General features: G+C 70.5%; 9 protein-coding genes and 1 pseudogene. 4 read left to right on the top strand and 6 right to left on the bottom strand.

Features of this window, described 5'->3' with window-relative positions:
• Window positions 1-3 precede the first annotated feature (3 nt).
• The 4 genes and pseudogenes from FOH10_RS12140 to FOH10_RS12155 all read right to left on the bottom strand — a co-directional run bounded on the left by FOH10_RS12140 (window position 4) and on the right by FOH10_RS12155 (window position 9,176).
• Window positions 4-4,536, bottom strand: coding sequence for an SbcC/MukB-like Walker B domain-containing protein (locus FOH10_RS12140; RefSeq protein ID WP_143980781.1), 4,533 nt, complete (start codon window positions 4,534-4,536; stop codon window positions 4-6).
• A 3-nt stretch (window positions 4,537-4,539) separates the two neighbouring features.
• Entirely contained in the window at window positions 4,540-5,919 is a 1,380-nt protein-coding gene (locus tag FOH10_RS12145) for a TIGR02678 family protein (RefSeq protein WP_143980782.1), read from the bottom strand.
• A 410-nt stretch (window positions 5,920-6,329) separates the two neighbouring features.
• Window positions 6,330-7,829, bottom strand: a pseudogene (locus tag FOH10_RS12150) (TIGR02677 family protein); the annotation flags it as partial.
• Between the two features lie 153 nt (window positions 7,830-7,982).
• Window positions 7,983-9,176: a helix-turn-helix domain-containing protein gene (locus FOH10_RS12155; protein ID WP_221937957.1), complete on the bottom strand. Its 1,194-nt coding sequence runs from the start codon at window positions 9,174-9,176 to the stop codon at window positions 7,983-7,985.
• 193 nt (window positions 9,177-9,369) lie between these two features.
• On the opposite strand from FOH10_RS12155, the gene FOH10_RS12160 reads away from it, so the two are divergent.
• Window positions 9,370-9,675 (top strand): hypothetical protein, encoded by a 306-nt coding sequence (locus FOH10_RS12160; RefSeq protein WP_081592491.1) that lies wholly within the window; start codon window positions 9,370-9,372, stop codon window positions 9,673-9,675.
• Here FOH10_RS12160 and FOH10_RS35575 read toward each other — a convergent pair.
• Together FOH10_RS35575 and FOH10_RS12175 are read right to left on the bottom strand one after the other, a co-directional pair.
• The gene (locus FOH10_RS35575) at window positions 9,577-12,702 is read right to left on the bottom strand and encodes an AMP-binding protein (RefSeq protein WP_244961911.1); all 3,126 of its coding nucleotides are present in this window, start codon (window positions 12,700-12,702) and stop codon (window positions 9,577-9,579) included. The two genes, FOH10_RS12160 and FOH10_RS35575, sit on opposite strands and share 99 nt — an antisense overlap.
• A gap of 36 nt (window positions 12,703-12,738) precedes the next feature.
• Window positions 12,739-13,632, bottom strand: a complete 894-nt coding sequence (locus tag FOH10_RS12175; protein WP_029923554.1) for a PAC2 family protein — start codon at window positions 13,630-13,632, stop codon at window positions 12,739-12,741.
• 188 nt (window positions 13,633-13,820) lie between these two features.
• Here FOH10_RS12175 and metH point away from each other — a divergent pair, with 188 nt between their 5' ends.
• The 3 genes from metH (at window position 13,821) to FOH10_RS12190 (ending at window position 19,886) form a co-directional block, all read left to right on the top strand.
• Window positions 13,821-17,399 carry a methionine synthase gene (metH, locus tag FOH10_RS12180; RefSeq protein WP_143980783.1) on the top strand — a complete coding sequence of 1,193 codons (3,579 nt, stop codon included), beginning with the start codon at window positions 13,821-13,823 and terminating at the stop codon, window positions 17,397-17,399.
• 80 nt (window positions 17,400-17,479) lie between these two features.
• Window positions 17,480-19,183, top strand: a complete 1,704-nt coding sequence (locus FOH10_RS12185; RefSeq protein ID WP_143980784.1) for a serine/threonine-protein kinase — start codon at window positions 17,480-17,482, stop codon at window positions 19,181-19,183.
• A 25-nt stretch (window positions 19,184-19,208) separates the two neighbouring features.
• Window positions 19,209-19,886 carry an HAD family hydrolase gene (locus FOH10_RS12190; RefSeq protein ID WP_143980785.1) on the top strand — a complete coding sequence of 226 codons (678 nt, stop codon included), beginning with the start codon at window positions 19,209-19,211 and terminating at the stop codon, window positions 19,884-19,886.
• The last annotated feature ends 9 nt before the right edge of the window (window positions 19,887-19,895 follow it).

A 19,895-nucleotide genomic window follows, 5' to 3' on the forward strand; every position in this document is an offset into this window, starting at 1 on the left:
CGGTCAGGCGACCGTGAGGGGGATGCCGCCTTCGATGGTGTGCGGGGTGCGGCGGCGGTTGGGGGAGCCGAGGGCGGTGGTGAGGTCGGTGCCGTCGTGTTCGGCGAGCAGGTCACCCGCATCCCAGACGAGCAGGGTGGCGCTGACGGTGTTCTCGGCCGCGGAGTGGGCGAGATCGTAGTGGGCGCAGGCGGGGACGTGGTCGTAGGTGATCCACAGGTCGTAGCCGGTCATGAACAGGTCGAGATCGAATTGCACCGAGAGACCGAGCAATTCGCTGCGACCGTTGTCGTCTACACCGGCGAACGCCTCGTCCAGGGCGAGCAGGCGCGGCGCCTGCGGATCGGCCGAATCGAGCATGACGTGGGCCGCCGCGAACAGCGGAAGATGCAGCGAGACCGACTGTTCGCCGCCGGACAGGGCGCTGTGGCGGGCCACGGTGAGCCGGTCCTCGGTGCCGTCGGCGGTGATGATGGTGAAGGAGAACACTCGCCAGGTGCGGTAGTCCAGGGTGGTCGCGAGGATCTCCGGGAACGACCGCTCTGGATGGGCGGCGCGGGCGGCGCGGATCTCCGCGGCGAAATGTGAGCGGATGGTCGACAGATCGTCGGCGGTGAGCTCCGAGGAGTCGCGGTCGAGAATCTTGCAGACCGCCCGTGCCGGATCGGAGAGCGTATCCGCGAGCACCCAGTGCACGCCGATGGTGTTGCCCGAGGACATGTGCCGCTGCTTCATCTCCGCGCCCATCTTGGCGATGAGATCGCGGGCATCGCCGGTGCGTTCGTGGATCTGCTGGGCCAGGCCGGTGAGCAGGGCGTCCTCCAGGATGCGGCGCTCGGAATCGGTGAGCAGCAGTTCCTGATCGCGCCGGGCGGCGGCGATGCGCTCGGCGAAATCGGCCAGGGCCGACAGGCCGTGCTCGTCGTGCACCTGCACCACCGTGAGACCGTCGGCGGCGTCCCAGTGCAGCCGATAGTCCTGGCGGGATGCGGCCAGGGCGGCATCGAATTCCTGCAGCGCGGTGGTGACCGCGCTGCGGGTGGATTTGCGGGCCGCCTCGCCCGCCCGCACCGAAGCGGTTGCGGCGGAAAGGTTCTCGAACAGCTCGAGCACCTCGGGCGGGAGCACCTGCGGCTGCTGCTCCGGATCGCCGTTCTCGATGCGGTAGAGCAGCTGCTCGGGGGTGGACCAGGCGGCATCGCTGCTGGGCCAGCGGCTTTCGGCCCGCGCGCCGAGCAGGGTGAGCAGATCCGGGCGGGCGTACGGGGCGAGAGTCCGCACATCGGTGCGCAATTCGGCGAGGGCGGTGCCGAGCGCGTCGTGGGCGGCGCGGTGTGCGCCCTCCGCGCTGCCGACCGCCTCGATGGCCTCGTGCGCGGCCTTGCGGGCGGCCTTCTGCTCGGCGCGGGCGGCGTCGATCTTCTCCCGCGCGGCCTCCAGTTCGCGGTCGATATCGGCCGCGCCCGCACCCAGCGCCTCGCGCAGCGTCTCCAGCTTGCGCAGCTGCTCCTCGTAGCCGGTCCGGGCGGCCTCGGCCTCCTCGGCGAAAGCCTCGGCCAGATCCCGGGATTCGTCGAGGCGGTCGCGCGCCTCCCGGGTGCGTTCGTGCTCGCGCTGGTGATCGCCGCGCAGACGCAGCAGGGCGGTACCGGCGTTCTCGAAATGCCGGACGGCGGCGGCCAGGGCGTCCAGTTCCGCCGGATCGCGCGGGGCACGATGGTCGGCGGCGATGGCGCGCACCTTCTTCTCCGCGGCCGTGCAGTCGGCGATCGCCTGATCGAGGTCCCGCTCGGTCTGCGCGGTGGCCTCGGAGCGCGAGCGCAGCATGCCCGCCGCCTCGGACACCGCGCGCAGGGCGGCGGTGACGGCGGCGGTGCGCGGCAGCGCCTTGGCGGCGGCGGTGATGCGTGTCAGCTCGGCGGTGGCGGCGGCCGCCTCGGCCTCGGCCTCGGCATTGGCGGCCTCGGTGGCCTCGATGGCGGCCGCCAGTTCCGCCAGCCGCAGTTCGCGGCGGCGGGCACGGGCGGTGGTGCCGATGAATTCGGCGTCGGACTTGGTGTGGCGGCCCAGCTGGATGCCCTGGCGGAAGTGGCCGCCGGTGGTCACCGTGAGGCGGGGGTGCGCGGTGACGGCGGCCAGCGATGCCGGGTCGGCGGCGCGGGCACCGTCCGCCCCGGATGCGGCAGGGGCTTGCGCGTTGTCCGCCCCGGACGCGGCACCGGCCTCCGTACCGGCGTTCGGGGGCGTGGTGCTCTCGTGCAGGGCGATCGAGGCGAGGATGTCGGCGACCGTGGTGCGGGGGACGCCGAAGGTGTCGTCCTCGACCTCCAGGACGTCGGCCAGGGTGGGGCCGGTGGGGCGGTCCGCCGAGGGGAGGGGGAGCAGGAACTGCTCGGAATCGTGCGCCGGTATGTCGGAACCCGGGGGCACCCAGGCGTCCAGGAGGTTCGCGGCCTGGAGGGCGGCCTCGACACCGGCGGCGGAGGCGGGGGTGAGGTGCGGGGCGAAGCGGACCAGTCGCCACAGGGGGGCGCCGGGGCGGGCGTCGCGATCGGCGGTGCGGGCCGCGAACGGTGGTGGGGCGTCGTCGCGTTCGGCCGCGATGCGCTGCTGCTCGGCGCGCAGCTCGGCCAGGTGGGCCGTGGACTGGTCGGCCCGGGTGCGGGCGTGCAGGCGGCGGGCGCGGATGTCCTCGGTGAGGGGTTCGGTGCGCTCGGCGAGAACCTCTGCCGGGGTGAGGAATTCGTTGCCGGATCCGGCGGCGGGTGCGCCGGTGGCGGACAGGGTGTCGGTGGGGCCGGTGTCGGCGGTGGGCGTCGCGTCGCCGTCGAGAGTGTGCTGTGGCTGCCGACCCCGGGTCCCCGGCGCGGACTGCCGGAGCTCGGTGGCGGGGCCGGATGCGGGTGCCGACTGTTCGGCCCCGGCGGTCGACTTCTTGCGCGTCTTGCGGCCGCTGGCAGCGGGTGCGGGGGCGGGTTCGGTGCCGGTGCTGGTGAGGGCGTGTTCGAGGGCTTCGACCAGGCCCTCCCGCACCGGGCCGTAGACATCGCGGTGGGTGTTCCACCACTCGCGCAGGGCGGCGGCGGTATCGGAGCGGGCGAGGGTGACGGCGGCCTCGGCCTCGGCGAGTTCGGCGGCGGCGGCATCGCGGAGTTCCAGGGCGCGCTGGGCGGCGCGTTCGGCGCGGGTGCGTTCGGTGGCGGCGGTGTCGACCAGGGTGAGGGCGCGGCGGACCGCGCGCACGTCGGCGTCGCGCTCCTCGGCGTGGCTGCGCACCGTGGTGGTGAGCTGGTCGCCGCGCGCCTGCTCGGGCAGCGCGGCCCATTCGATGCCCGCTTCGGTTGCGGCACTGCGCAGTTCGTCCTCGCCGCGAGCGAGGGCGGAGGCGGCGTGCTGCACGGCGGCTTGGGCGCGCTCGAACTCCTCGGCGCGCTGATCGACGGTCTGACTGGCCTTGGTGGCCTTGTCACGGTGCACGGCCGCCGAGGTCTCCAGGCGGCGCACCGCGTCGGCGAGGTCGTCGAGCTGCTGTTTGCCCTCGTAGGCGCTGGAGCGCTGGAGGGTTTCGCGGTCGGCGAGGGCCTGCTCGTAGGCGCGGTCGGCATCGTCGGCGCGGGTTTCGGCGGCCGCGCGTTCGGTGTCGCGGCGCTGCCGCAGCGCCGAGGCGGCGTGCAGGGCGGTGGCCGCGTGGGTGACCGCGTCGAGCCGGGTGCGCACCTGGTCGACATCGGTCTTCGCCTGTACCGCAAGGTATTTGCGGTACACGTTGACGAAGGTGCGGGTGGCGGTGTCGGCCTGCACCAGACCCTCGAGGGTGCGGCCCACCTCCTCCATATCGCTGAAGGAGCGGGCGGCGTCGAGGATCAGCTGCTCGTCGAGCGGCCGCAGGCCGTCGGTGAGCGCCTGCGACAGTCCGCGCGGGTCCAGGTTCTTCGCCAGCTGCGGGCGGCGCAGCGTGAGAATGAGATTGATGAGCTGGTCGTAGCGCTGCTGCCCGAGCCCGAACATGCGGGCGTCGATGGCGGCGCGGTACTCCACCGGCCGGTCCACGATGGCATCGGTGCCGATCTGCTCGGCCAGCTGTTTGCGGGTCAGCGGCCGGTCCTCGGAGTCCAGCAGGGAGAAGTCCACGCCCACCCGGCCGTCCGCGACGAAATACCAGCGCGTCACCTTGTCGGCGGAGCGGGTGGCGCGCATCCCGATGCCGACGGTCACCACCTCGGGGTCGGCCCAGCTGCCGCGCGCGAACTCCATCCACACGTACGAGTACGCCGATTCCTGTTTGCGGTACAGCAGATTCGACTTCATGGTGCGCTCTTCACCGGCGAACGGATTCAGCCGCCGCGGCTCGATCCGCCCGTCCAGCACGAACGGGAACAGCACCTCGAGCGCCTTGGTCTTGCCCGAGCCGTTGGGTCCGCGCAGCACCAGTCGCCCGTCGGCGAAACAGAATTCCTGATCGCGGTAATCCCACAGGTTCACGATCCCCGCGCGGGTGGGGACGAAGCGCACACCACCGTGAATGAGGTCGCCCATGGGTCAGACAGTCCCTTCTATATCGCCGGGTGCCACGAAGAGTTCGGTTTCCGCGCGCGTGCGGACGGTCACCACAGCCCCCCGGTAGCGGGCCAGGGCGGGTAGCACGAGCAGACCGCCGTCGAGCACCTCCACCAGGCACAGCCGCTCCAGCAGCGCCACCACCTCACCGGTCAGACCGGGTGCGTCGGCCTGCCACTGGGCGGCGAACGTCGCGCCGTAGCGGTCGGTGAGCGCACGCACCGTGTCGAGAATCCAGGAGGACGCGATGAACGGGTACGGCGGGATCTCGGCCGGTTCGGGGTCGTCGTCGGTCGCGTCCTCGGCGGCGAACGGATCCACCGGATCCGACAGCGGCGCGAAGACCGTGCGCATCGGAATGGCGGCATCGAGTTGCTCGGTGAGATCGGTCAACGGGCGTTCCGGGCGGGGACGGCGCTCGACCGGCTTGTCGATATCCAATACCAGGTCCGCGATCTCGCCCACCAGCAGCAGGGCGACCTGGGCCAGGGTGCCGGTGCTCGGGAAACGGATATCGGACAGGCGGCCCGAACTGTCGATGAGCGCCACGCCCTCGGCGCGGCGTTCGGCCGGCAATCCGGTGAGCAGTTCCACCTCGGCGACCAGCTTGTCCTGGGCCAGCAGGCCGCGCTCGGCGGGCGGGAGGTCCGCGGCGTAGACGACCGGCAGCTCCACCAGCGCGCGCCGGACCCGGCGGGCCGCCAGCGCCGCCGCGGGGGAGCGGGTGTCGGCCGCGGTGGCCTCGTCGCCCAGCAGCCCGGTGACGCTGTGCAGGTGCTGGAGGGCGCGCGGCGGGCGGAACAGGGCGAAGACCACCGCCCGGTCGATGTCGTAAAGTGCCTCTCCCGCTTCGGGATCCGCCGCCCAACCGCCCGCGTCACCGTCGGCGAGGGCCACCGCGCCGCGCGCCGCCAGCCAGCCGACGGCATCCACGAACGCGTCCCGATCGACGGCCCGGTCCGGAGCGAGTTCGAGACCGTCCACCTGCTCGGCGTAGGCGGCCACCTGGTCGGCCAGTTCCGACAGGGTGATCTGGTCCCCGGCACGGCCCAGCGCGGCCAGCGCCAGCGACAGATAGGCGTAGCGGCGGCGGTCGAAGACGCGGTCGGCTACCGTGCGGGCCGGGCGCGCACCGTCGAGCCGGTCCACGATCGGGAACAGTCGCGCGGTGGTCTCGGTGACCTCCAGGCGGTAGCCGAAGAGCTCGGCGAGGTCTTCCCGCAGTTCGGTGGCCCAGCGGCGGATGAGGGCCAGCGCGATGCGATCCGGATAGGTGCGGGTGACGAGGTGGTTGGCCAGGATCACCCGGGCGGCACGCTGATAGCTGTCCAGCGCGAGCGAGTCGATGGTCCGAGCGTGCATCAGCCGCGCACCTCCGCGGTCGGGACATCCGCGGACGTGTCGGCTCGGGCGGCCGCCGGCCCGTCGTCGGCCGTGGTGGCGGGTGATGCGCTGTCGGGGGTGAGCCGCTCGGCCGCCTGGTCGGTATCGGCGGGAGATGTCGCGGTCGCGGGGAAATCCCCAGCGGGCGTAGGAGCGGCCCCCCTGCCGTCGCTCGCGAAGGTTTCGGTCGCCGGATCGGGGTGCTGGGGCTCGGTAGCGACGATGGTGGGCGTCGTCTCGCCGTCCGGAGTGCGGCGCGCTCGCCCGCTGCGCGCCTCGGGCGCGGCCGTTCCATGTGCGGCGGTGGCTGTGGCGGGCGAATCCGATGGTGCGGCGGGCGTTTTCGCCTTGCCCGCTGTCGCGGCGCGTTGGCGGCGGGTGGTGTTCTCGCGGATCTCGAGGGTGCGGCCGTTGAGGTGGAGCAGGCCGCGGGAGGTGCGGACAGCGGTGGAGCCGGGGTGTTCGCGCACGGTGAGGGTGACGCCGTTGTCGGTGCCGGTGGTGCCGCCGACGCGGCCGCTGACCGGAACCCAGGCGGTGGAGGCGGCGTCGAGCAGCTTCAGCAGGACCTCGGTTTCGCCCTCGTCGAGCACGCGGTCGTAGAGGTCGGCGGCGGCGAGGGAGCGGGCGGCCTCGGCGCGGGCGCGCTGGGCGTCGAGCTGGGCCTGGCGCAGGCGGCGGATACCGGCGTCGTTGCGTTGGATGCGGGCGGGCGCGCCGGGCGTGGGCGGGCGGCCCGTCTCGGCGAGGGTGCGGGCGATCTCCAGCGGCGGCGCGTCCCACCAGGAGCGGATGGCGGGGATGATGTCCGCGTCGGGATGCCGCATGGACAGGTGGCGCGGGCGGCCGAGGCCGAAGACCGCGTCGTAGAGGGCGTGTGCGGCCTCGGCGGTCGGGGCCGCGGTGAACCAGCCCGCCAGGTGGCGCAGCGCCGATTCCCGGGAGACGCCGCCCTTGCGGGTCTCGGTGACGCGGCGCAGCAGCGACAGCACCGCCGCGATGGCGCTCATGGTGGCCTCGCGCAGGCGCTCGCATTCGGTGAGCGCACCCTCGGCGTCCGACGGCAGGAACCAGGCGTGCAGGCCCTGCCAGCGCGCCCGCCAATCCGCCTGCCGCGCAGCGGTATCGAGGAGGACGCGTTCGTCGCAGCGGGCGGCGCGCTCGATCAGCTCGTCCACCCCGGTCGCCTCGACCTCGCGGATGGCGGTGGCCAGGCGGGGCGCGAAACGCGCGAGGTCCATGGAGAATTCGCGCATATGCGCCAGCAGCGCGTCCTTGTGGACGAGGAAGGCCTCGGGGGTGACCTCGGTGGTGCGCACCAGATCGCCCAGCGTGAGATAGAAGTGCGCGGCCCGGTCGGCCAGATCCGACAGCGCCCGGTCGAGCCGGTTCAGCACTCGGTACACCCGGGGCGCGTCCCCGGTGCGATTGGCCTCGGCCAGGGTGTGCAGATCCGCCAGCAGTTCCGGCAGCACCAGACGGGAGAGCGCGGCCTCGTCCAGTCGCGCGTCCAGCACATCGGAGACCGCCCGGTACGCCTGATAGCCCGCCTGGGAGAACTGGTAGACGAAATGCCGGTTCCGATACTCGGCCAGCGTCGCCGCCCGGGTGCCGTCGTAACTGCGCTCCAGCACACCCCACTGGTGCAACTGCTCGAGCAGCGGTCCCACCTCGGTCGCGGTCAGCGCGGGAGCCCCCGGGCAACGTCCGAGCGTCTCCACGACGTCACTGGCGTGCAGCAGCACCACATAGGCGGCGCGCGCGGTGTCGAAGGCGCGCAACACCCACAGGTAATCGGCCCGTTTCTCGGCGGTGGCGAAGGAGAACAGCCGGAGCCGATCGGCGTGCGGCAGATCCCCTCCACCGACCCCGGGCGGGTCGGGCAGCAATCCGGCAGCGGTCTCGGTCACCGGGGTGAGACTAATACCGCCCCCGCCCGAGTCCCCAATGCGCCCGCTGTTCGGCGTGCCACAGCGGCCCGAATGCCGACGTGGCGGTGCCGTATTGCGTGGTAGGTCCGAATGCGTCGGGCCGCGTCCGGATCAGCTGGCGGCGAGGGTGCGCAGTTGCTCGAGGTAGGTGCGGGTGCGGGGGTCGCCGGGGAAGCGTTCGATCATCTCGCGGGCCGCTTCGCTCGCGATCCACATGAGGGAGGGCAGGGAGCGGCGCTTGCCGGTGAGGGCCTGTAGCCCCTCGTCCACGGCGAGCTCCAGATTGCGATCGCGCACCGCCACCACCGCGAGGGTGAGGTGGGCCTCGGAGACGCGCATGGGTTTGCGGATGGTGCCGTCGGGTGCGGTGGAGTTGCGGATGACTTGCCACGCATAGCTTTCGGCGAGGCGGTCGTCCCCGGCCACCCGGCAGCAGTCCATGGCGTAGAAGTCGAACTTCTGCGGGTCCACCACGAAATGATTGTCCAGATTGGTGGGATGATGAAGTTTGTCGAGTATCGAGCGGCCTTGCGTCAGTGCGGATTCCACCTCGCGGCGATCGCCGATGCGGGCCCACGCCTTGGCGCGCTGCGCCGAGAGCTGCACGCCGACCCCGAGCGCGCCCGCGCCGGGGAGGGCGCTGTCGACGGCGTCGATGGCCCCGCGGTAGTTGCCCTGGGTGAGGGCGAACCAGGCCGCCATTTCCGCACCCCAGCCGATGATTTCGGCGTGCTCGGCCTCCTGGCCCAGGGACAGGGCGGCGCGGCGGGTGGCCTCGGCGGCGGTGCGCCAGCCCAGGTCGTAATCTACGCAACCGACCAGTAGGGCGACCCACCCGGCGAGCACCAGTACCTCGCGATGCTGGGCTAGAGTAAGACGACCGTCCAGTAGTGAGGTAATTCGCCGCAACCACGCCGTCCCCTCCGCGTGCAGCTCGTGCGGATCGGTGCACGGATACTCCGAGCACAGCCGGTCGGCCGTGATGTGGATGGCGTCCAGCGTCGCCGCCGAGACGTCCGACATGCGCAGCCGCCCGATGAACTCGAGCGTGTCCATCCCGGTCGCCGAGAGCATCTCATCGTCCCGATTCGGCCGTGACTTGGGGAAAAAGGCCGCGGTGACGGTGTCGAAGGCCGCCGCGATAATGGGCGCGTAGAAGTCGTCCGGGCGGGATTCGCCCGATTCCCACCGCCGCCAGTTGCGTAGCAACGTGGAGTCGGTGGGGAGGTTGTGGCTCGATTTCCCGCGCATGGCGCGGACGGCGTCGGCCTGTGACCACCCCCGAGCATCCCGTTCGGCACGCATTCGGACAGCCCAGACAGGTCGATCGTCACCACCGGACACGCTCTGTAGTATCTCACCAGTTAACCCCGCGTGGACCCGGATAGGGCATCTGGATGTCAGTGGGTTGACATCTGCAATTGCATCTTCGAGAACGCCATAGTCGTTAGTGGGCACACAACAGAACAGCGAGATCCCCAATCCAACGGAGGTTCGGGTGGAAGCGTTGATCTATGGGTACGTGCGTGACGATCTGGCCGACGGCCGCGGTGACGAGTGGGAGAGCGCCATGTGCACCCTCGCCAGCTCGGCCGGTTTCTGCTTCGCCGCCACGTTCCATGAATCGACCCCCGGCGACGGCACCGCGTTCGCGGAGTTGACCGCCGAACTCAAGCGAGCCGACGCGCACCATGTGGTGGTGCCGTCACTCGATCACCTTGCCGGTCAGACGATTCCGCGCGACATACTGATCGCGAAGCTGGCCCAGGAGGCGTCCGCCAAGGTCTGGACGATCGACAGCTGACCGGCGGCCCACGGCCGCGTTCCGACCGATCCCGGCGCTCGCCCATCCGGTACGCGCCCAGCTCAGCAGCCGCGCGGCGGCCCACCCGGCCGCCAGCGAGGCCGCCAATGCCGCCAGGTGATACTGCCCGAACAGCGGATACACCTGCCAGTGCAGCAGATACGCGAACAGCGAAGCGTCGGCGAGCAGCGCGGCCGCACCCGCGACCACCGCGGGTACCCGCACCGACGGCAACCAGACGAGCAGCAGGATTCCGGCGAGAATCATGCGCTCTCGGTCGGTTTCGCCGAAATAACCCGGTACCGTCGCCAGCGCGATCGCGCTGAGCAACAGCCGGTGCCACACCGTCTCGGCCTTGGCCGCTGCCCAACCGAGGACGAAGAACCAGGCCACCAGCGGTGAGAAGGGCACATCCTCCGGCCGGTACAGGTCGAATGTCCGGTATCGGAAGATGAGCGCCACCGCCAGCAGCCCGGTCGCGAACCAGAACGGCGACAACCGTTCCCAGCGATCGGCCAGCGGCAGGCGCAGCAGCAGCGCCGCGGCCACGATGAGGTACAGCACCACCTCGATGAACCACAGGTGCCCGGCCGTCGGGCTGTCGTGCGGACCCAGAATCTTGTTGAGCAGCAGCACATTCTGCCAGCCGTAATAATCGCTGACCAGCAGCGTCAGCAGCACCCACGCGGCCGTCGGCACGGCGATGAAGGCCGCGCTGCGCAGCGTGCGGCGCAACCGCGGCGCGGCCGGAGCCGCGGTGACGGCGAAGCGCGCGAAATTGAATCCCGCCGCCGCCAACAGCACATGCGCCCCGCCCCACAGAACGAAAAGTCCGATATGTGAGCCGATTACCGTCACGATGCCGATCGCCCGCAACAGAGTGCTGGTATCGAGCGACCGCCCGAATCGCGTCCGCCGCCGGGGGAGTGCCTCGAGTTCGGCGATGGTCCGGGACGGCCAGTCGGCCGGAAGCTGCCCGAGCGCCCGTTCGAGCCGCACCGCCAGGGTGACGAAAGTCAGTGAGTCGCCCCCGAGATCGGCGAAGGTGGCGTGGGAGCCGATGTGGTCGCGATCGAGGCCGAGCGCGTGGGCGAAGAGGGTGCGGACGTCCGTGCTGGATTCGCCGTGGGGCCCCGGCGGGGAAGCCTCGCCGGGCGCGCCCGGCAAGCGACGAATGCTCGGATAGTCCGGTTTTCCATTGGGTAGCCGTGGAATCGATGGCACGACACAGACCCGCACCGCGGCGACCGGCAACCCGGAGAGCCGTGCCGCTTCCCGGGCAACGGCCGCATCGTGCGGCCCGGCCGCCTCGTCGCGTACGGCACTTTCGCGATGAATGCCGCCCGCATTCTCCATCCCGGCGTCGGGAACGCCTGCGTGCCCGGCGCTTCCGCGCGAGCTGACATGTCTTCCGAGCGGATATGCCCCGCACGCGGTACCTCGCAGCAGGGTGAGGATGGACGTAGTGTGCCGCACGGGAATGGCGGCGCTCGTGGCCGTGCCACGTGCGGCGCTCGCGGAGGCCGAGTAGCCCGCGATCTCGCCCGCTGGGTTCCTGTTCGCGTCGTCGGTGCCCGCTGGCTTCCCGTTCGCGACGTCCATGCCCGCTGGCGTCGCAGTCGCGACCTGCATGCCCGCTGATGTCGTGTCCGCGATGTCGACGCTCGATAGCGTCGCGTCCGCGACCTTCACACTCGCCGACGTCGTGTCCGCGACGGGCCCGCCTGTCCGGTGTGCGGTCGTGACTTCTGATCCCGTCGGCCGCGCGGTGGGATCTGCCGGTCCGGTCGGTTCCGTGCTCGCGCTGTCAGTGCCCGTCGGCGCTGCCGACTCGACCGCCACCACCAGTGCTTCGCCGTCCTCGGTGCAGCAGGTGGTGAAACCGGCGGCGGCGAGCCCGGATTCGATGCGTTGCAGGTCGATGCGCAGGCCGTAGATCTTGGCGAAGCGGCTGCGGCGGCCGATCACCCGGTACAGGCCGTCTTCGGTGCGGCAGGCCAGGTCGCCGGTGCGCAGGGCGGGGTGGGTGGGGCCGAGGGCGAGGTCGGCCGGTGACTCCGCGTAGCCGAGCATCACATTGGGGCCGTGGTAGACCAGCTCGTGGCCGCCCTCGTCGACCGGCTCCAGGGTGAAGGAGCCGCCGGGGACGGGGACGCCGATGCAGTCGGGGTGGCTGGTCGCCAGATCGGGCGGCAGATAGGCCATGCGGGCGGTGGCCTCGGTCTGCCCGTACATGACATAGAAGCGGAAGCCGCGGCGCACGCCCAGCCGGGCGTAGGCGGCGACCCGTTCGGGCGCGAGCCGTCCGCCCGCCTGCGTGACGTACCGCAGGTGCGGCAGCGACATGCGCTCGAATCCGATGCGGTCGAGCAGGTCGATGGTGTACGGCACGGCCGCGAAGGAGGTGGCGCGCTGTGCGCCGAACTCGTCCCAGAACTCGGGCTCCACCACCGACCGGCTGGTCAGCAGCAGGCTCGCGCCGCGCAGCAGATAGCTGTGCACCACCGACAGCCCGTAGCAGTAGAACAGCGGCAGCGTCGTCGCGGCGCGGTCGGTCGGCTCGATCTCCAGGTATTCGGCGATGGCCGCGGCGTTCGACAGCACATTGGTGTAGGACAGCCGCACCAGCTTCGGCGAGCCGGTCGAGCCGGAGGTGCTCAGCAGCAGCGCCAACTCCGGGTGCAGGGTGTGCGCCGAACCGTCGCGCCGGACGAGCGGGTCGGGCGTCGAGCCGTCGGCGGTGGCCGTGATGACCACGTCGGGGTCGTAGCTGTCGATCAGTTCCGCGGTCACCGTCTCGGTGAGCAGCACCGTGCACCCGGCCTCGAGGGCGCCGAGATAGGCCACCAGCGATCCGATGTCGTTGCGGGCCGCCAGGGCGACGAGCCGGCGTCCGGTACCGAGGCGTTCCGCGAATTCGGTGACTGATCCGGCTAATTGGGCATATCGGACTTCGTGACCATGCTGGACCGCCGCGATACGGTCACCGAACCCGTGCAGGTGCGCGGCGATCCGTGGCGAGGTCATTCGGTCCAGTGTAATGGTGCCCTAACTTCGCCCCCGCTACAGCCCGAAGCTGCCCCGCCCCCGTCGGCGCAGGTACTTCTCGAATTCCGCGGCGATGGCATCACCGTCGATCTTGGACATGGCGTCGTTGAGATCGACGTCCGCGTCGCCGCGCTCCTCGAGCGAGCGCACGTACTCGGTGATCTCCTCATCGCTCGAGGTCATCTCGTTGACGGTTTCCTCCCACTCCTCGGCCTGCTTGGGCAGACCGCTGAGCGGCACCTCCACATCGAGCACATCCTCGACGCGGTGCAGCAGGGCGATCACGGCCTTCGGATTGGGCGGCTGCGAGACATAGTGCGGAACGGCGGCCCAGAACGACACCGCCGGGACTCCGGCCTTGACGCAGGCGTCTTGCAGGACGCCCGTAATACCGGTCGGTCCCTCGTAGCGGGTCTGCTCCAGATTGAACCGCTCCGCGGCCTCCTTGCTGTACGCGGTCCCGGTGACGGGAACCGGCCGCGTATGCGGGGTATCGGCCAGTAGCGCGCCGAGGATCACCACCGTCGACACCCCGAGCTGTTCGACGAACTCGAGGATGTCGTCACAGAAACTGCGCCACCGCATATTCGGTTCGACACCGCGCAGCAGCACCACATCGCGTTCGCTGCCGGGCGGCGAGCACACCGACAGCATGGCGGACGGCCACTGGATCTCACGGGTGACACCGTCGACCTGGCGGACGGTCGGGCGGTTCACCTGGTAGTCGTAATAATCCTCGGAGTCGAGTTCGGCCAGCGGTTGCGAGTCCCAGATGAGTTCGAGGTGTTCCACCGCTCCACTGGCGGCATCGGCGGCATCGTTCCAGCCTTCGAAGGCCGCGACGAGGACCGGATCCCGCAGGGTGGGGAGGTCCGTCTCGGCAGGCACCGGGGGTTCACTGGCGTTCACCCGGTCAGCCTACGGTGTCGGCCGGGATGACGCGCCAACGACGCGCACCTCCGGGACACGCCGACGCCGCCCACGGTGTGACGTGGCGAACGTGTCGGCGGCGAGGCGCGCGGACACGCCGCGTCCCATAGCGTGGACCGGCGGCACCGGGGCCCGGATTGTCGGGACAGACCACTACTCTTGAGTACATGTCTGTGTCCCCCCGCGCCGAGTTCGACACCACCCTACTCGACACGCTCCGCAAGCGTGTCGTGATCGGCGACGGTGCGATGGGCACCATGTTGCAGGCGGCGGATCTATCCCTGGACGACTTCCGGGGACTCGAGGGCTGTAACGAGATCCTCAACGAAACCCGCCCCGACGTGCTGCGACATATCCACCGCGCGTACTTCGAGGCCGGCGCCGACGCGGTCGAGACCAATACCTTCGGCTGCAATCTGCCTAATCTGGCCGACTACGACATCGCCGATCGCATCCGCGACCTGTCCGAGCGCGGCACCCGCCTGGCGCGCGAGGTCGCCGACGAGATGGGGCCTTCCGCCGATGGCACGCCCCGCTACGTGCTGGGGTCCATGGGGCCGGGCACCAAGCTGCCCACCCTCGGGCACGCGCCCTACGCCTCGCTGCGCGACGCCTACACCGAGGCCGCCCTCGGCATGCTCGACGGCGGCGCGGACGCCATCCTGGTGGAGACCTGCCAGGACCTGCTCCAGGTGAAGGCCGCCATCGTGGGCAGCCAGCACGCCATGGCGCGGTCGGGCCGTCGCATTCCGATCATCACCCACGTCACCATGGAGACCACCGGCACCATGCTGGTCGGTTCCGAGATCGGCGCGGCGCTCACCGCCATCGAACCGCTCGGCGTGGACATGATCGGCCTGAACTGCGCCACCGGCCCGGACGAGATGAGCGAGCATCTGCGGCATCTGTCCAAGCATGCCAACCTGCCGGTCTCGGTCATGCCGAACGCGGGCCTGCCGGTACTCGGCGCGAACGGTGCGGTGTATCCGCTCACGCCGGAGGAACTGGCCGTGGCCATGCGGCAGTTCGTCTCCGAATTCGGACTGGCGCTGGTCGGCGGCTGCTGCGGCACCACCCCGGAGCACATCCGCCAGGTGGCCGAGGCGGTGCGCGACCTCACGCCCGCGCACCGGAAGCCCGAGCACGAACCGAGCGTGTCGTCCATCTACACCTCGGTGCCGTTCGAGCAGGACGCCTCCATCCTCATGATCGGCGAGCGCACGAACGCCAACGGCTCCAAGGCGTTCCGCGAGGCCATGCTCGCCGAGGACTGGCAGAAGTGCCTGGACATCGCCAAGGACCAGACCCGCGACGGTGCGCACATGCTCGACCTGTGCGTGGACTACGTGGGCCGCGACGGCACCAAGGACATGCGGGAGCTGGCCAGTCGCCTGGCCACCGCGTCCACCCTGCCGATCATGCTCGACTCCACCGAAACCCCGGTGCTGCAGGCGGGTTTGGAACACCTCGGTGGGCGCTGCGCGGTCAACTCGGTCAACTACGAGGACGGTGACGGACCCGACTCGCGGTTCCAGCAGACCATGCGCCTGGTCGCCGAACACGGCGCCGCCGTGGTGGCGCTGACCATCGACGAGGAGGGGCAGGCGCGCACCGCCGAGAAGAAGGTCGAGATCGCCGAACGCCTCATCGCCGATATCACCGGCAACTGGGGACTGGCCGAATCCGACATCATCATCGACACCCTGACCTTCACCCTCGGCACCGGTCAGGAGGAGTCGCGGCGCGACGGCATCGAAACCATCGAGGCCATCCGCGAACTCAAGCGCCGCCACCCGACTGTGCAGACCACCCTGGGCCTGTCGAATATCTCCTTCGGTCTCAACGCCGCCGCCCGGCAGGTGCTGAACTCGGTGTTCATGCACGAATGCGTCGAAGCCGGACTGGATTCGGCCATCGTGCACGCCTCCAAGATCCTGCCCATGAGCCGGATTCCCGAGGAGCAGCGCCAGACCGCGCTGGATCTGGTCTACGACCGCCGCGGCGAGGACTACGACCCGCTGCAGAAACTGATGGCGCTGTTCGAGGGCGTCTCGGCGGCCTCCTCCAAGGCTTCGCGCGCGGAGGAACTGGCCGCGCTGCCGCTGTTCGAACGCCTCGAGCGCCGCATCGTCGACGGTGAGAAGGCCGGGATGGAGGCCGATCTCGACGCGGCCATGCGCGAAGTGCCGCCGCTGCGGATCATCAACGAGACGCTGCTGGCCGGGATGAAGACCGTCGGCGAGCTGTTCGGCTCGGGTCAGATGCAGCTGCCGTTCGTGCTGCAGTCCGCCGAGGTGATGAAGGCGGCCGTGGCGCATCTGGAACCGCATATGGAGGCCACCGACGACTCCGGCAAGGGGCGCATCGTGCTGGCCACCGTCAAGGGCGACGTGCACGACATCGGCAAGAACCTGGTCGACATCATCCTGTCCAACAACGGCTACGAGGTGGTCAACCTCGGCATCAAGCAGCCGATCGCCACCATTCTCGATGCCGCCGTGGACAAGAAGGCCGATGTGATCGGCATGTCCGGGCTGCTGGTCAAATCCACGGTGATCATGAAGGAGAACCTGGAGGAACTCAACGCCAAGGGGGTGGCCGAGCAGTTCCCGGTGCTCCTCGGCGGTGCGGCCCTGACCCGCGCCTACGTGGAGAACGATCTCACCGAGGTCTACGAGGGCGATGTGCACTACGCCCGCGACGCCTTCGAGGGGCTGCGGCTCATGGACGAGATCATGACCCGCAAGCGCGGCGGCGGCCCCGATCCGGATTCCCCGGAGGCCATCGCCGAACGGGAGAAGGCCGCCGAACGCAAGGCCCGCCACGAGCGCTCCAAGCGCATCGCCGCCGAACGCCGCGCCAAGGAGACGCCCGTCGAGGTGCCCGCGCGTTCCGACGTGGCCGCCGATCTGCCCGTGGCGGTGCCGCCCTTCTGGGGCACCCGCGTGGTGAAAGGGCTGTCGGTACAGGAGTATTCGGGCCTGCTCGACGAGCGGGCGCTGTTCCTCGGGCAGTGGGGGCTGCGCGGACAGCGCGCCGGAGACGGACCCACCTACGAGGAGCTGGTGGAGACCGAGGGCCGCCCGCGGCTGCGGTACTGGCTCGACCGGCTCACCGCCGAAGGAGTGCTCGCGCACGCGGCGCTCGTCTACGGCTACTTCCCGGCGGTCTCCGAGGGCGACGATGTGATCGTGCTCACCGAGCCGGATCCCGATGCGCCGCAGCGGTATCGGTTCACCTTCCCGCGCCAGCAGCGCGACCGGTTCCTGTGCATCGCCGACTTCATCCGCTCCCGGGAGCTGGCGCGTGAGCGCGGCCAGGTGGATGTGCTGCCGTTCCAGCTGGTCACCATGGGGCAGCCCATCGCCGATTTCGCGAACGTGCTGTTCGCGGAGAACAACTACCGCGACTATCTGGAGGTGCACGGCATCGGGGTGCAGCTCACCGAGGCGATGGCCGAGTTTTGGCATCGCCGTATCCGGGAAGAGCTTGTGCTGGAAGGACATTCGGTCGCCGACGAAGACCCGGCCGATGTGCTGGATTACTTCAAACTCGGATACCGTGGAGCACGTTACTCCTTCGGCTACGGGGCCTGCCCGGACCTCGAAGACCGCGCCAAGCTGGTGGACCTGCTGGAAGCGGGCCGCATCGGAGTGACGCTGTCGGAGGAGTTGCAGTTGCATCCGGAGCAGTCGACGGATGCGTTCGTACTGCTGCATCCGGAAGCGAAGTACTTCAACGCATAGGATTTTCGGAAGTTTTCCGGGCTATCGCGCAGAGTTGCAGGGTGGACTCGGCGTGACGCCAGCAGGAGGGGTACAACCACATGACGGCAGACCGGCTGATTGCGGGACGGTATCGGCTCACGGATCCGATCGGCACCGGTGCGATGGGGGTCGTGTGGCGTGCGACCGATGTGCGCCTGCGGCGCACGGTCGCGGTCAAGCAACTGCTGCTGGGCCCCGGGCTGTCCCGATCCCAGGCCATCGAGGCCCGGATGCGGGCCATGCGCGAAGGGCGGATCGCGGCGCGACTGCACCACGTCAACGCCGTCACCGTCTTCGACGTGGCCGAGGAGGACGGCCAGCCGTGGCTGGTCATGGAGTACGTGAACGCGCCCAGCCTGGCCGCCGTCATGCGGGAGAAGGGGCCGCTGCCGCCCACCCAGGTCGCCCGGATCGGGGCAAAGGTGGCGGCGGCGCTGGCGGCGGCTCATGACGCGGGCATCGTGCACCGGGACGTGAAGCCCGCCAATATCCTCGTCGCCGACGACGGCACCGTGAAGATCACCGACTTCGGCATCTCGCGGGCGGTGGGCGATGTGACCGTCACCTCCACCGGATTCCTCGCGGGCACACCGGCATATCTCTCACCGGAGGTGGCGCGGGGTGAGAATCCGGAACCGTCCTCCGACGTGTTCGCGCTCGGGTCCACGCTGTACGCGGCGGTGGAGGGCACGCCGCCCTTCGGTGAGGGCGACAACCCGCTCGCCGTGCTGCACTCGGTGGCGCGGGCCCGGGTGCCCGAAGCGCGGCGGGCCGGACCGCTCGGCCCGGTGCTGATGGAACTGCTGGCGGCCGAAGGCGACGCGCGGCCGACCATGAAGCAGGCGCACGAAGCGTTGGAGGCGGTGGCCGAGGGGCGCGGTGTGCCCGCGCACGCGCATCCGAATCCGACCAAGGTGCTGCCCGCCGCGGCAGCCGCGGATGCGGCGGCGCAGACCACGGTGCTGTCCAATTCGCACGGTGTGACGGGCAACAGCACCGATCCGACCATGCATGTGGACATGGGTGCGCCCGCGCGGCACGCGGGTACGGGGACATCCGAGCGCCCGGCGAGCGGTCCGCTGCCGGTGGTGCCGAATTCCGGTGCGGCGCAGGGGACCCGGCCCGACCGGCGGCGGCTCGCGCTGGCCGGAGTGGGGGTGGTCGCGGCGCTGTTGCTCGCCGCGGTGATCGCCACCACCGTGAACCGCGGTGGGGGAGGGGAGAATCCGCCCGTCGCCACCGGCACGTCGGAGGTCGCGCCGCCGGTCGCCGGTACCTCGAGCGCCGCGCCGACCTCGCCCGCGGTGATCGGCCAGGCCGACAGCCAGGAGCCGTCGCGCACCGCCGCGCCGACCACGACCACCGCGCCGCCGTCCACCACCACGAGTGCGAATCCGACCACGACGACCGTGACCACCACGCCGACCACGACGCCGCCGACCACCACCCCGGCCCCGCCGAATCCGGGCAATGTCAGTGCGTTCGTGCGGAACTACTACGGCATGCTGCCGGGCAATGTGAGCGGCGCGTGGTCCATGCTGTCACCGTCGTACCAGGCGGTCACCGGCGGCTACAGCAATTACGCGCAGTTCTGGGGCACCATCGCCGAGGTGCGCGTCGGTTCCGTCACGCCGCAGGGCGCGAATCGGGCGGTCGTCGCCCTCACCTACGTCCTGAAGAACGGATCCACCGACAGCGAGAACCGCTGGATCGAGGTCGACAACAGCGGTGGCCGTATGCTCATCACCGCCTCCGGCCTCTGACCACCGACCCCGAGGAGTTGCTCCGATGACCCGCCCGGCCGCCGTGCTCTGGGATATGGACGGCACCCTGCTCGATTCGGAGAAGCTCTGGGATATCGCCGTGCGGGAACTCGCGGCCGAACTCGGCCGCGAGATGACCGACCAGATCCGGCACGCTCTGATCGGCGCGTCCGGACCCAACGCACTGCGCATCATGTTCAACGGCCTGGGCTTGGACCCGACCCCGGCGGCCCTGGGCGAAGCGGGCCACTGGCTGGAAGCCCGCGTCACCGAACTGTTCACCACCGGCGCGATCCCCTGGCGGCCGGGCGCCCAGGACGCCCTGGCCGCTCTCGCCGCCGCGGAGGTGCCCATGGCCCTGGTCACCAACACCAAACGCTCGCTCACCGAATTCGGCCTGGACACCCTGGGCCGCCACCACTTCCACATCTCCGTCTGCGGAGACGAGGTGCCCCACGGCAAACCGGCCCCCGACATCTACCTGCGCGCCGCCGAACTGGTCGGCGTCGCCCCCGAACACTGCGTGGCCATCGAGGATTCCCCGACCGGCGTCCAGGCCGCCGAGACCGCGGGCTGCCCGGTCCTGGTCGTCCCCTGCGAAATCCCCGTTCCCGCCCGCGACGGCCGTGTCTTCCGCGACTCCCTCATCGGCCTCACCGTCACCGAACTCGGCCACCTCGCCGCCGGTCACCCCCCGGTGTGAGGGCCGCGC

Source organism: Nocardia otitidiscaviarum (genome assembly GCF_007362295.1).
Taxonomy (GTDB): domain Bacteria; phylum Actinomycetota; class Actinomycetes; order Mycobacteriales; family Mycobacteriaceae; genus Nocardia; species Nocardia otitidiscaviarum.